Origin of the sequence: Sphingomonas sp. STIS6.2, assembly GCF_000732685.2 — a bacterium.
Lineage (GTDB): Bacteria > Pseudomonadota > Alphaproteobacteria > Sphingomonadales > Sphingomonadaceae > Sphingomonas > Sphingomonas aerolata.
Window position 1 is genome coordinate 1 of record NZ_JPDP02000126.1, and the last position, 13394, is coordinate 13394.

The following is a 13394-nucleotide window of genomic DNA, read 5'->3' on the forward strand; positions in this document are numbered from 1 at the left end:
GTTCACGTCGATCTCGAGCTGGCGCGCGCCCGTGTCGAGCTGGTCGACAAGGCTGCGATGCGCATAGTCGAGCGCGTCGGCCATCGCCGGATCGGCGGCGCGCACCTTCGCCATCGTCGCGGCGGGCATCGGCTGCTTGTAGCTGTTGTGCGTGCCGATGACGGCGATGTCGTTGATCCGCAGCGGCGCGGCATCCTTCGCGGTCGCGGGGCCTGCGAACAGGGCGAGGGGGAGAACCGCCGCGGTCGCCCGCAGCATCGTCGAGATACGCATGATTGTCCTGCCCTGTTGGCGCCCGGCCGGCGTCGTCCGCGGGCTATGGCCGCGCCAGATGACGCGAGGACGACCGTTCTGTTACGCGACCGTCTTAATTGGGCGCGCGGCGGCCCGCGCGATGGGGCCGCAGATTGTGTATCGCGGTCTCTAAGCCATTAACTAATTGGACAATATCGGGTGATACTCGCTGTCCCCTCAGTGGGGGACAGCGTGTTTAGACCTTGGATATGGATGTGCGGCGTGGCCGCGCTGGGCAGCGCGACGCCGTTGTCCGCGGAACTGAACGTGCCGATCGCGGCGCGGGTCGTGTCGTTCCTTCAGCCCGGTCCGGCGGGGACGGTCGCCGCGGCGATCGTGTTCGAGCCGGGCAATGCAGCATCGGAGGCCGAGGCGGCGGCGATCGAGCGGGCGATCGGATCGGGACTGGCCGCCGGACGCAGCGCGATCCGCGCGCGCCGCGTGCCGGTCGGCGCGATCGGGTCGCTGGCCGGATTCCGGCTCGCCTTCGTCACGACGGGGTTGCGCCCGGAGCATGCCGGCATCGCCGCCGCGGCCGCCAGATCGTCGGTCCTGACGATCTCGTCGGATCCCGCCTGCGTGCAGACCGCGCGGTGCGTGGTCGGCATCACCTCGGGTCCCAAGACCCAGATCACCGTCAATCGCGCCGCGGCGCGGGCTGCCAATATCAGATTCGGGTCGGCATTCCTGATGCTGATCAAGGAAATTTAACGATGACCGTTTCGACTTTCGCCACCGGATTGCGCGCCATGCTGACGGCCGGTGCAGTGCTGTGTCCGGCCGTCGCAGGTGCGCAGGCCGTCGATTACCAGGCGTTGCAGGAGACGATCGGCGAGCCGGTGACGACCAGCGTCACGGGCAAGCCACAGCGCGCGTCCGAACTGCCCGCGTCCGCGATCATCATCACGCGCGAGGATATCGCCCGGTCGCCCGCCCGCGACGTACCCGGTTTGCTGAAGACGCATGCCGGCATCGACGTGAACAGCTGGACCGCGGGGCAGAGCGACGTGTCGGTGCGCGGCGGCGTGCAGACCTATAATGCGCGGCTGCTCGTGCTGGTCGACGGACGGCAGGTCTATCTCGATCATTATGGCATGACCGACTGGAATCTCCTGGGGGTCCAGCTCGAGGAGATCCAGCAGATCGAGCTGGTGCGCGGGCCGGCGAACGCGCTGTTCGGGTTCAACGCCGCCAGCGGCGTCGTCAACATCATCACCCGGCGCGTCGGCCAGACGCCGACCGTCACCGCGACCGCCGAGCTTGGCAATCACGACATCAGCCGGCTCGCCGGGTCGGTGACGCTGCCCGTCACCCCGGCGATCGGGATCCGGCTTGCCGGGGTCCGCGCGCGCGAGGACGAGCGTCGCATCCCGGCGACGCTGCTGCGCCCGGCGATGGTCAGCGACGTCGCGAGCGACCAGGTGTCGGGCGACATCACCGGTTCGTTCGACGGACTGGAGACGGTGCTGGGCGGCGGCCATTCGACCAATCGGCAGGCCGAGTATCTGCCGAGCCAGCTGCTGTCGAACCAGCGCTATCGCAGCGACAACGTCCATGCCTCGGCCACGCGCGACACGGGCTGGGGCGGTGTGACGCTGGGCGGCTATGTCAACTGGCTCGATGTGCAATATGGCGTCGGCGCTACGGCGGATGCGACCGAGCCGCTGGGGTTCAAGAACCGGATCATCGTCACCCAGGCGTCGACGCTGGTCCGGCTGGGCAAGACCGATACGCTGCGGCTCGGCGGCGAATATCGCAACAACCGGCTGCGCTCGGCCTATCAGTTCGCCGAGCGGATCTCCTATGACGTCGGATCGGCCAATGCGATGCTCGACCTGCATCCGGACGAGGCGATTTCGATCACCGCGGCGGCGCGGATCGACCGGCTCTGGCTGCACCAGGCGGGCGCGATCGCGCAGCCGAGCTATGACGTGGCGAGCGATTTCGATCGGGCCTTCACCCGGTTCAGCTTCAACGTCGCGCTGCTCGTCCAGACCGATGCGCGCGGCCAGCTGCGGATCAACGGCGGTCGCGGCTACCAGCTGCCGTCGCTGGTGAATTACGGGATCCGCCTGCCGATCATCACCCCGGCGCCGGTGCCGATCTTCGTGGCAGGGTCGCCGCGGATCGATCCGGTCGGCGTGTGGAGCGGCGAGGTCGGCTATGCGCGGACGATCGGCGGCACGCAGATCGAGGCGAACGCGTTCGTGACGAAGACGGACAATGCGATCGCGTCGCCGGGCGACGGCCTGCAGACCGAGCTGTTCCTGACCCCGCTGCCCTCGCTCGTCGCGCGGTTCACGGCGATCGGCGACTATACCACCTATGGCACCGAGGTGTCGGCGTCGGGTGCGGTCGGTGCGCTCACATGGCGCGCCAATTATACCTGGACGCACACCGACGAGCAGCTGGCGTCGTTGACGCTGCCGATCCCCTATGCGCTGTCGCCCAAGTCGACGACGCCGGTCCACAAGGCGAATCTGGCGCTCGGCTATGACATCGGGCGACTGTCGCTGTCGGGGGTCGCGCGCTACACATCGTCGACGCGGCAATTCGCCTTTTCGTCGACTCCGCAGCTGCTGCTCTACCGGGTCGACGATGCGGTGGCGCTCGATGCGCGGGCGGGGCTGCGGCTGACCTCCGCGCTCGAACTCTATGTCGCGGGCGAGAATCTGGCGCTGGCCGACGGCGCCGCGGTATCGCCGATCCCGGCGGATCGTCGCGTGCGCGCAGGGGTGCGACTTGCGCTTTAACGCGTTCTTCCGGCTGTCGGACCGGCTCGACCGCAGGCTGGCGCTTGCCGACCGGCCGATCGCGGTCAAGGTCGCGGCGACGCCGGTCATCATGCTGGTGCTGTTCGTGGTGATGGCGCTGGCCAGCACCGCGGCGCTGCTGATCACCGGGCGCAGCGTCGACGACATCGTCAACCGCGACATGCGCGATATCAAGCAGCTCAACGCGATCACGCAGCGGTTCGATATCGCCAATGCGAACGTCTATCACCTGCTGGTGACGAAGGCGGCGACGCCGACGATCGCGGTCGACGGGCAGGTGGCGGCGATCCACCGCGACCTGGCCCGGGTCCGTACGGCGCTGGTCGGCTACCGGCGCAGCCACGCCGGGCAGCGCGCACAGCTGGGCCCGGTGCTCGCCGATCTCGACCGATATACCGCGACCGTCGACGTGCTGACGTCGATGCTCGAGGTCGACTTTGCCAGCACCGCGGCGATGGTCGACCCGTTCCGCGCCAATGCGCAGCAGATCGATACGCGGATCCGGCGCGTGACCGCCGCGGGTATCGGCCGCGCCGGGCAGGCGGCATCGGGGGCGCTGCTGGTCACGCATGTCACGATCGCGATCCTGCTGCTCGTCCTGCTCGTCGGCACGGGCGGCAGCCTGGTGATGGCCTATGTGATCGGGCGATCGATCATCGGTTCGATCACCGACATTGCCGCGGCGACGGATGCGGTGATGCACGAGGCCGCGATCGATCTGTCGACGCTCAAGCGGCATGACGAGCTGGGGCTGGTCGTCACCGCGCTGACGACGTTCCAGACGCAGCGCGAGGATGCGAAACGCCTTGCGGATCAGGCCGAACTGCTGCGCCTCCATGCCGAGGAGGAAAAAGCGCGCCAGGCCAGCGCGATCGCCGAGGTCGAAGCGCAGGCGCGGCGCGAGCGCGAGGCCACGCTGGCCGCGCTGGCCGAGGCGTTCGAACGCCAGGTCGGCGGCATCATCCGCGAGGCGCAGGAGGCGATGGCGCTGCTCGAGGCGAATGCGGTCAGCCTGCACGAGACGATCGAGGGCAATCGCCGGCTGGCGCAGGAGCTCGACGCGATCGCGCAGCTGTTCGCGACCGAGATGCTCGAGGCGGGCAAGGAGACACATCTGCTGGCGCACACCTTCGAGGAGATCGACCGGGAGGTGGCGGGAACCAGTCTGGCCGCAAGGTCGATCAGCGACCATGCGCGCAGTGCCAACGATACCGTCGCGCTGTCGCAGGAACAGGCCAGCAGCATCGAGCAGATCGTCGACGTGATCAGCGCGATCACCAAGCAGACCAACCTGCTCGCGCTCAATGCGACGATCGAGGCGGCGCGCGCGGGACCCGCGGGTGCGGGCTTTTCGGTGGTGGCGGCCGAGATCAAGTCGCTGGCGACGCGGACGGGCGCGAGCGCGGGCGACGTGCGCTCGAAGATCGAGGCGGTCCAGGACCAGATCCGGTCGGTCGTGGCGAGCACGGGCAGTCTGGGGGCGCTGATCAACGGCATGGACGACGGTGCGGGCCGGGTGGCGGCGATGTCGCGTGCGCAGGCGCAGGCGATCGAACAGCTCAACGGGCGGATCGAGGCGGTCGAGGACCGCAGCCAGATGCTCACCGAGGCGAGCCAGCAGATCGCATCGTCGGTCGACCGCAATCTCGCCTCGGTCGACGAGGTCCAGCGGACCGGCGCGATGCTCAAGCGGACGCTGCAGTCACTGGCAGACGACGCGCATGCCTTTACCAGCCATTTCCTCGGCGATGACGCAGGCCCCGAGCGGCAGCAACGGCAGGTCGCGTGATCTTGCCGGACTGACGCGCCGGGAGACCCGGTTCGCGCTCAGCCGCGCTGGCGGCGTTGCGCGTGGCGTTCGGCCCTGGCGAGCAGCGCGTGGAGATCGTCGCGGGCGATGTCGAAGCTTTCGTGCATGTCCTCGAGCGCGGAGTCGATGTCGTCGGGGTGAAATCCAGCCGCGCGCCGTTCGGCCGCGATCGCGGCGGGGGGCAGCGTAGCGTGATGCGGATAGGGGTGCCGCGTCACGCGGTAGAAGAGGCCGGCGACCAGCACGAGCACGACAGAGTTGAGCGCGACGGGGACGAGCGCGAAGGCATAGCCCGCCGCATGGATGCCGGGCCCGCCGATCACTGCGGTCAACGCCGCCGCGCCGCCGGGCGGGTGCAGGCAGCGGAGCAGCGACATCGCCAGGATCGCGGCCCCGACCGCCACACCCGCGGCCAGCGTGGCGTCGGGGATGAGCTGAAACGCGGCGACGCCGATCGCGGCGGACAGCGTGTTGCCGCCGATGACCGGCCAGGGCTGCGCCAGCGGGCTCGACCGGACCGCGAAGACGAGTACCGCCGACGCCCCCAGCGGCGCGACGATCTGGGGAACGTCGCCGGCGGGGAGCAGCGCGACGCAGACGAGCATCGTCAGCGCGATGCCGATACAGGCGCCGACGCCCCCGAGCAGACGGTCGGCGGGAAAAGCCTTCGCCCAGAAGGCTTTGGCATGGGGCAGGGGCATGAGCGATCGTCCGTGTGGCTGAGCGTGCCGCCCCTACGCTGCGCCCGTGCATTTCGCTATGTCGCGCGTCACCGGGATCGCTAGAGGACGGTGAAGATGGATGATGGCGAGGCATGATGCTGGGGGATGTGACCAGGCGGCGTATCGGCCGGGAGGCGGAGCCGCTGGTGATCATCGACGGCTTTGCCGAGGATCCGGACGGATTGCGCAAGGCCGCGGCGGACGCGGCGTTCGGATCCGCGGGCGAGCATTATCCCGGTCTGCGCGCGGCGCTGCCCGAGCGCTATCTGGCCGACCAGCTTCCGCGGATCGCCCGTGCGCTGGGCCGCGATTTCGGGCCGTGCCGCCGCATCCATGTCGTCGATGCGCAATTCTCGATCGTCACGGTGACGCCCGACGCGCTCGAGATCCGGCAAAGGCTGCCGCATGTCGATGCCTATGCGCGCGACCGGATCGCGTTGATCCATTATCTGTCGCCGACGAACCGCGACGGGACCGCCTTCTTCCGTCATCGCGCCACCGGGTTCGAGACGGTCGACGAGACGCGCGCGCCCGGCTTCTTCGCACGGCTCGGCCGTGAGGTCGCGGCGATGCCGCCGCACGGCTATATCGCCGACGATACCGCGTTGTTCGAGCGGACCGCGCTGGTCGATGCCGCCTATAACCGGGCGCTGCTGTACCGCAGCTATGTGCTGCACAGCGGCGCGATCGCGCGCGATGCGGTGCTGTCGGCGGATCCGGCGGCGGGGCGACTGACGATCACCGCGTTCCTCGCGATCGAATGAGGCTATTGCCGGCCCGCCCAGCGGATCGCGTTGACGAGCACGCGCCGATAGGTCGGGTCGTCATAGGCCTCTGGTAAATGGCCGAGTGCCGAATAGACCACCCGGCCCTTGGTGCGCGGGTTGGTCCAGATGACGGGGTGCGTCCCCATCGCGAGCTTCGCGCCCGGACGGTAGCTCGCCTCGTCGAGCGTTGCGAGCACGGTCATGCCGCGGGCGGCCGGATTGGCGTTGAACGAATACCATTCGTCGACCGCGGTCCAGGGCAGGCGCACCCCCGCCATGACCGGATGGTCGGGGCGATCGACGACGAGCCGTGCGCGCTGGAACTGGTCCTCGCCGCCCGGATGGCCGATGAACTTCGTGCCGATCACCGTGTCGCTGTACCAGGCGTCGGTATGGCTGTCGTCGCCCGCGGCATGCAGCGCGACGACGCCACCGCCGCGCGCGACGAAGCGGGCGAAGGCCGCGCGCTGGTCTGGCGTCAGGAAGCCGCCGCTGGCGCTGTTGAGCACGACGACGGAGAAGTGGCGCAACTGTTCGTCGTTGAAGACCGCCGCATTCTCGGTCGCGTAGCTCGTGCGACCCATTCCCTGCACGATGTCGGCGAGCACGCGGTTCGAATGCGGGATATGTTCGATATGCCGCCAGCCATTGGTCTTTGACACGATCAGCACCGCGCGTTGCAGGCCCTTGGGCAGCACGGGGGCGACGGTGTCGGTCGTGGCCTTCGGCAAATGCGGATCGGGCGCGGCCTGCGCCGTGGTGAGCAGGGCGGCCAGCGCCAACATCTTGAGCATCGTGCAATCTCCCACCCGGTCCTAGCGCGCGGGACCATCGGAGTTCAACTGGTAGCGATAACGCGCTATGCTGGGCCATAAATATGATGGGGGAGTTGAGAGCGAATGTCTGGAAGATCCAAGCGCGCGCTGGTCGCGCTGATGCTGGTGTCCGCGCCTGCAACCGCGCAGACGTCACAGGACCGGGCGCGGGCGATTGCGGGGGAGCCCGCCGCGGCGCCGCAGCGGCTCAGGCTGACCGACGTTCCCGTGGCGACGGGGAAGTCGACCGCGCTGTTCGACGGGCGCAGCCTCACGGGCTGGACCGCGTGGCTCGGCTATCCCGACCCGTCGATCACCTATCAGGCAAAGCCCGGCATGCCGCCGATCGGCACGAGCCGGGATACCAAGGGCGACTTCGCGGTGCGTAGCGTCGACGGGGCGCCGGCGATCTGGGTGAAGGGCGAGACCTGGGGCAGCCTGGTCCACCAGGCCGATCTTCGCGACTATCACCTGCGGCTGCAGTTCAAATGGGGCGCCAAAACCTGGGCGCCGCGCGCGACGCAGCCGCGCAACAACGGCCTGCTCTATCATACGCATGGCGCGCCGGGCGAGGTGTTCGGGACGTGGCGGCCGTCGGTCGAGTTCGAGATCATGACCGGATCGACCGGGATGATCGTCGCGGTCGGCGGCAAGCTGCGCGGCCGTACCGGGGTGACGTTCGACCCGTCACTGGTCGAACCGCATCTCCGCTTCCGTGCCGGGGGGCGCGAGATCGACATCGTCAACGGCACGCCGACCTGGAACGTCGAGGCGGCGACCGACGCCGAGCGGCCGATCGGCGCGTGGAACACGCTCGACCTCTACGTCGTCGGCGATCGCGCGGTGCATGTCGTCAACGGCGTCCCGGTCGGCGAAGTGCATGATCTGGCGACGATCGGCCCCGACGGCCGGCAGCCGCTGACGCATGGTCGGATCCAGCTGCAGTCCGAAGGCGCCGAGACCTGGTTCCGCGCGATCACGGTCGAACCGATCACGACCCTGCCGAAGATCGTCGTGGGGAAGTAGGGGGCGGGGCGTCCGCGGCTGCGGGCTGGTCGCGCCAGATCCAGCGGAGCATGTCGGGCAGGATCGCGCCGCCGTCCGCGTCCGAATGGCCACCAAGCGTCCAGGCTGTCCTGACGTCGTAGCGCGGGCCCGGGCGGTGCTCCGCATCGGCCTGCGCATTGGCCCATGCAAGGCTTTTTGCCATCTGCTGGTTGGCGAGAAACCAGTTGCCATGTTCGTTGTCGAGATCGGCGGCCCCGTCCTGCAGGACGATGCGCAACGGGCGGATCGGGCTCTTGCGGATGAGCCCCGGATAGAGGTCGCCGCCGAGCGTGCGCGGCGTGCCGTCCGGGCCGAGCGTGAGGCCGATCGACGTGTAGCTGCCGATGAAGCTGATGACGTTGCCGAACGCTTCCGGATGCCGCCAGGCGATTGTCCAGGAGGCGATCGCGCCGCTCGACGTGCCGCCGATCGCGCGGCGCTTCGGATCATCGGCGAACCGCCAGCGTGCCGCGACCGCGGGGAGCAGTTCGTTCAGCGTCATCCAGCTATAATCGTCGGACAGCGCGTCATATTCCTCCACCCGGTGATCCGGGTTGGCCATGCCGAGCGTGTCGGGATAGTGCGCCGCGCGGTGACCGGGGGTGACGAAGATGCCGAGCGTCGGCGGGATCGCGTGCTGCAGGATCAGCGTGTCGAGGGCCGCGGGCACCCTGAGCGACCCTGCCGGATTCGTCGCGCGCTGCCCGTCCTGGAACAGCAGCAGATTGGGCGGACGACGCGGATCATAGCCGGGTGGTACATAGACCCAGTAGCGCCGCACCGTGCCGGGAAAGCGCTGCGACCGGAGTTCGAACGGGCCGGCCAGCGTTCCCCGGAGTGCTTGCGCGGGGGCGGGTGGGGGTGTGGTCTGCGCGGGGGTCTGCGCAACTGTCACCGATACGGTCAACACGGCGCCCAGCAGGGCCGCCGCCGTCAGGATCTCGCGCATCTCCGCCCCCTCATATTGTCGGGTCAGCCTAGCACAGCGCGGGCGGGGTGCGAATCGATGCGGCGGGGCGGGATTATCTCCCTGTGCGGGGAGATTGTCGGCATCCGGATCGTTCAATCCCTGTCCGATCGGCCCGTGCGTCCGATGTCACACGGGGGAGACGAGACGATGCGTATGACGGTGTTCGGCGACGCAAGGGGCTAGGCGAGGATGAGCCGGCCCGGGATCAGGCGCATCGTCGTCATCGCCGCGGTTCTGCTGGGCCTGTGCGGGATCGCGTTTGCCGCAATCGCATACCGGCCCGCCATCGCCCGCGTGACGCGCCCAGATCCCCGGCAGTTCGATCCCGTACTGGTCGCGCGCGGCGGCAATCTGGCGCGGCTGGGCAATTGCGTCAGCTGTCATCAGGCGGCGGGCGGGCGTCCCTATGCGGGCGGCTATCCGATCAAGACGCCGTTCGGGACGATCTATGGCAGCAACATCACGCCCGATGCCGTGACCGGGATCGGATCATGGTCGCCGGCCGCGTTTCGCCGGGCGATGCGCGAGGGCGTCGGGCGCGACGGCAGCCATCTCTATCCGGCCTTTCCCTATACGCATTATGCGGGCGTGGCGGACGGCGATGTGGACGCACTCTACGCGTTCCTGATGACCCGGCCGGCGGTGCGCGCGGTGCCGCCCGCGAACCGGATGATCCCGCCGCTCGGCTTCCGGCCGCTGCTGGCGGGCTGGAAGCTGCTGTTCTTCGATCCGCAACCGGTGGTCGCCGATCCGCGCCAGTCGGCCGCGTGGAACCGGGGGCGTTATATCGGCGATACGCTGGCGCATTGTACCGCCTGTCACAGTCCGCGCGGGCTGTTGCAGCAGGAGAAGCGCGGCGACCAGGCCTATGACGGCGGCTGGTCGGGCGGCTGGTATGCGCCGCCGATCAACGCGCGCTCGCCCGCGGTCCGCGCCTGGACCGTCGAGCGGCTCGACGCCTATTTTCGGACCGGGCTCAGCACCGCGCATGCCGCGGCCGCGGGGCCGATGGGGCCGGTTACTTATAATCTGGCGCGCGCGAAGCCGGCCGACGTCCGCGCGCTCGCGACCTATTATGCGTGGCAGATGCGCGCTGCGCCTGCCGCGCGGGCCGAGCCGCGGCTGCCCGATCGTCGCGCGCTCGCGAGGCAGCGGCATCCCGAGGGCGCGCGGCTGTATGCGGGGGCGTGCGCGGTCTGCCACGAGCCGGGGGCGGCGATGATGGTCGCCGGGCGACCCGCGCTGCCGCTCGGCACGCCGCTGCACGAGGCGAACCCGCGTGATACGATCCAGGTGATCCTCAAGGGGCTGAAACCACCGGTCGCGGCGCGCGGGCCGTACATGCCCGCCTTTGCCGATGCGCTGGACGACCGGCAGGTGGCGGAGGTCGTCGCCTATCTGCAGGCCCGGCACGGGACGGGGCCGGCATGGCCGGACCTCGAGAAAGACGTCGCCGCGGCGCGCAAGGAGGGTGAATGATCGACCTGACCGTCAACGGGGCGACCGCGCGCGTCGATGTCGATCCCGCCACCCCGCTGCTCTATGTGCTGCGGGACGATTTGCGGCTGCATGCGGCCAAGTTCGGGTGCGGGCTGGGGCAATGCGGGGCGTGCACCGTGCTGGTCGACGACCGACCGGTCTTTGCCTGCCTGCTGCCCGTCGGTGCGGTCGGTACGCGCACGGTCACGACGGTCGAGGGACTGGGCAGCGCCGCGGCGCCGGGCGACGTCCAGCGCGCGTTCCTACACGAGCAGGCGGCGCAGTGCGGCTATTGCATTCCCGGGATGATCGCGCGCGCCGAGGGGCTGTTGCGCACGACGGTCACGCCGACCGAAACCGAGCTGCGCAGCGCGATGGCGCCGTCGCTCTGCCGGTGCGGGACGCATATGCGGATCCTGCGCGCGGTGCGGCGCGCGGCGGTGATGCGCGGCGGCGGGGTGGTCGAGCCTGCGGAGCCGGTGACGTGAGCGGACAGGCGTCGCGGCGCGACATACTCGGCGGGCTGCTGGTCGCCTTCGCGCTCGCGCCGGCCGCGCTGGCGCAGACCGGCGGCGGCGAGGGCAGCGGCGGACCGGCGACGGTCGCGCCCGATTTGCCGGGGACGCTCGCCAAATTCCCTGATCTCGACGCATGGATCCGCATCGGTGCCGATGGCCGGGTGACGGTGTTCACGGGCAAGGTCGAGCTTGGCACCGGCGTGAAGACCGCGATGGCGCAGCTGGCCGCGGACGAGCTCGACGTCGCGATCGGGCGGGTCGACCTGATCACCGCGGATACCGCGCTGACCCCGAACGAGGGCGTGACCGCAGGCAGCCAGACGCTCGAGCAGAGCGGTACCGCGATCGCCAATGCCGCCGCCTGTGTCCGGCTGCTGCTCGCCGAGGCCGCGGCGGCGCGCTGGGGCGTGGCGGCGACGACGCTGTTCACGCGCGACGGCGTCGTGCTCGACGGGCAGGGACGGCGTGCGAGTTATGCCGAGCTCGCCGCGTCGACGTCGCTGGCGGTGCGTGCACGCGCCGATGTGCCGCGCAAGCCTGTGGCGGCGCGGCGGCTGATCGGGCGGCCGGTACCGCGCGTCGACCTGCCCGCCAAGCTGACCGGCCTGCCGAGCTATGTGCAGGACATGCGGCTGCCGGACATGGTGCATGCGCGCGTCCTGCGCGGGCCGTCGTCGGGGACGCGGCTGACGCCCGATCTTGCCGCGCTGAGACGGCAGCCGGGCGTCGCGCGGGTCGTGCAGGTCGGGCGGTTCGCGGCGATCGTCGGACCGCGCGAATGGCCGCTCGAACAGGCGCTGCGCGTCGCCAATCAGGGCGCATGGGCACGCGATGACGCCGTTCCCGCGCTGCCGCCTATGCCCGCGGGATTGCTAGAGATGCGGCGCGAGAGCACGGTGATCGACACGCGTCGCGACGCGGCCGCTGCGCCGGGCGTGCGGCGGCTGTCCGCGCGGTACGACCGGCCGTATCTGATGCATGGCGCGATCGGGCCGTCCTGCGCGGTGGCGCTGATGGCCGAGGGGCAATTGACGGTGTGGACGCACAGCCAGGGCGTCGAGCCGCTGCGCACCGCGATCGCCGAGCTGGTCGCGATGCCCGCCGACCGCGTCCGTTGCGTCCACCGCGAGGGGGCGGGTTGTTACGGGCATAATGGGGCGGACGACGTCGCGGGCGATGCCGCGCTGATCGCGCGCGCGATGCCCGGCGTGCCCGTCCGGCTGCAATGGAGCCGCGAGCAGGAACATGGCTGGGAACCGCTCGGGCCCGCGATGCTCGCGCAGATCGACGCGACGCTGGATGCGTCGGGGCGGATCGTCGACTGGCGGCATCAGGTGTGGAGCAACACGCACAGCACGCGGCCCGTCGCGGCGGGCGACCTTCTCGCGGGCGTGGAGGTGGTGCCGCCGTTCGCGCCGACGCCGCCCAAGCCGATCCCGCAGCCCAATGGCGGCGGCGATCGCAACGCCATCCCGCTCTATCGCTTTGCCAATCAGAGCATCGTCAGCCATTTTCTGCCCGACATGCCGGTGCGGGTGTCGGCGTTGCGCGGGCTGGGCGCGCATCTGAACATCTTCGCGCTCGAAAGTGCGATGGACGAGCTGGCGGCGGCGGCGGGGCGCGATCCGGTCGCGTTCCGGCTCGCGCATCTCGACGATCCGCGCGCCGCAGACGTGATCCGGCGCGCGGCGGCACGCTTCGGGTGGAGCCGCTACCGGCCCCGGCCCAATCGCGGGCGGGGCTTCGCCTTTGCGCGGTACAAGAATCACGGCGCCTATTGCGCGGTCGCGCTCGATGTCGAGCGGATCCCCGACGAGGGGCGGCTGATCGTCCACCGCGCGGTCGTGGCGGTCGACAGCGGCGAGGCGGTCAATCCCGACGGCATCCGCAACCAGGTCGAGGGCGGGTTGCTCCAGTCGTTGAGCTGGACCGCCTACGAGGCGGCGGGCCACGACGGCACGCGCCGGACCGATTATGACTGGAGCGGCTATCCGATTCTGCGGTTCGCGGACGTGCCGCACAGCGTCGTCGTCGAGGTCATCGACCGGCCGGGTACGCCGTTTCTCGGCACGGGCGAATGTGCGCAGGGGCCCACCGCCGCCGCGCTCGCCAATGCGCTGGCGGCGGCAACGGGGGTCAGGACCAGGAGCATGCCGCTGGCGGGGGGGCTGGCGACGCGCTCCTGATCATCGGCGGTC

General features: G+C 69.9%; 12 protein-coding genes. 8 read left to right on the plus strand and 4 right to left on the minus strand.

Annotated elements, in window-relative coordinates; genetic code table 11:
• Positions 1-273 (minus strand): Ca2+-dependent phosphoinositide-specific phospholipase C (locus sphst_RS13830; protein WP_234387658.1); only part of this gene is annotated, 273 nt, incomplete at its 3' end.
• Between the two features lie 243 nt (positions 274-516).
• Here sphst_RS13830 and sphst_RS13835 point away from each other — a divergent pair.
• Genes sphst_RS13835 through sphst_RS13845 form a run of 3 tightly spaced genes read left to right on the plus strand, consistent with a single transcriptional unit; the run spans position 517 to position 4857 of the window.
• Entirely contained in the window at positions 517-1005 is a 489-nt protein-coding gene (locus sphst_RS13835) for a YfiR/HmsC family protein (RefSeq protein WP_159043639.1), read from the plus strand.
• A 2-nt stretch (positions 1006-1007) separates the two neighbouring features.
• Positions 1008-3047: a TonB-dependent receptor plug domain-containing protein gene (locus sphst_RS13840; RefSeq protein WP_031394851.1), complete on the plus strand. Its 2040-nt coding sequence runs from the start codon at positions 1008-1010 to the stop codon at positions 3045-3047.
• Complete coding sequence (locus tag sphst_RS13845) at positions 3037-4857, plus strand: methyl-accepting chemotaxis protein (RefSeq protein WP_159043640.1); 1821 nt, start codon at positions 3037-3039, stop codon at positions 4855-4857. Before sphst_RS13840 ends, sphst_RS13845 begins: the two co-directional genes overlap by 11 nt.
• A gap of 38 nt (positions 4858-4895) precedes the next feature.
• Here sphst_RS13845 and sphst_RS13850 read toward each other — a convergent pair whose 3' ends face one another.
• A complete protein-coding gene (locus tag sphst_RS13850) occupies positions 4896-5579 on the minus strand; it encodes an HPP family protein (protein WP_107045700.1) in 684 nt (227 codons plus the stop codon).
• 113 nt (positions 5580-5692) lie between these two features.
• Between sphst_RS13850 and sphst_RS13855 the strand changes: the two genes are divergently transcribed.
• The gene (locus sphst_RS13855; RefSeq protein ID WP_107045701.1) at positions 5693-6364 is read left to right on the plus strand and encodes a DUF6445 family protein; all 672 of its coding nucleotides are present in this window, start codon (positions 5693-5695) and stop codon (positions 6362-6364) included.
• Positions 6365-6366: 2 nt separating this feature from the next.
• On the opposite strand, the gene sphst_RS13860 is transcribed toward sphst_RS13855, so the two are convergent.
• Positions 6367-7161, minus strand: coding sequence for a ThuA domain-containing protein (locus sphst_RS13860; protein ID WP_031393643.1), 795 nt, complete (start codon positions 7159-7161; stop codon positions 6367-6369).
• Between the two features lie 105 nt (positions 7162-7266).
• Between sphst_RS13860 and sphst_RS13865 the strand changes: the two genes are divergently transcribed.
• Complete coding sequence (locus sphst_RS13865; protein WP_043156658.1) at positions 7267-8208, plus strand: 3-keto-disaccharide hydrolase; 942 nt, start codon at positions 7267-7269, stop codon at positions 8206-8208.
• On the opposite strand, the gene sphst_RS13870 is transcribed toward sphst_RS13865, so the two are convergent.
• Positions 8174-9178, minus strand: a complete 1005-nt coding sequence (locus sphst_RS13870; RefSeq protein ID WP_051916311.1) for an alpha/beta hydrolase — start codon at positions 9176-9178, stop codon at positions 8174-8176. The genes sphst_RS13865 and sphst_RS13870 overlap by 35 nt on opposite strands.
• A 210-nt stretch (positions 9179-9388) precedes the next feature.
• Here sphst_RS13870 and sphst_RS13875 point away from each other — a divergent pair, with 210 nt between their 5' ends.
• The 3 genes from sphst_RS13875 to sphst_RS13885 are packed head-to-tail and all read left to right on the plus strand — an operon-like array spanning position 9389 to position 13382.
• Complete coding sequence (locus tag sphst_RS13875; protein ID WP_107045702.1) at positions 9389-10678, plus strand: cytochrome c; 1290 nt, start codon at positions 9389-9391, stop codon at positions 10676-10678.
• Positions 10675-11166, plus strand: a complete 492-nt coding sequence (locus tag sphst_RS13880; RefSeq protein ID WP_107045703.1) for a (2Fe-2S)-binding protein — start codon at positions 10675-10677, stop codon at positions 11164-11166. The genes sphst_RS13875 and sphst_RS13880 overlap by 4 nt, the downstream gene beginning before the upstream one ends.
• The gene (locus sphst_RS13885) at positions 11163-13382 is read left to right on the plus strand and encodes a molybdopterin cofactor-binding domain-containing protein (RefSeq protein ID WP_107045704.1); all 2220 of its coding nucleotides are present in this window, start codon (positions 11163-11165) and stop codon (positions 13380-13382) included. Before sphst_RS13880 ends, sphst_RS13885 begins: the two co-directional genes overlap by 4 nt.
• Positions 13383-13394 lie beyond the last annotated feature (12 nt).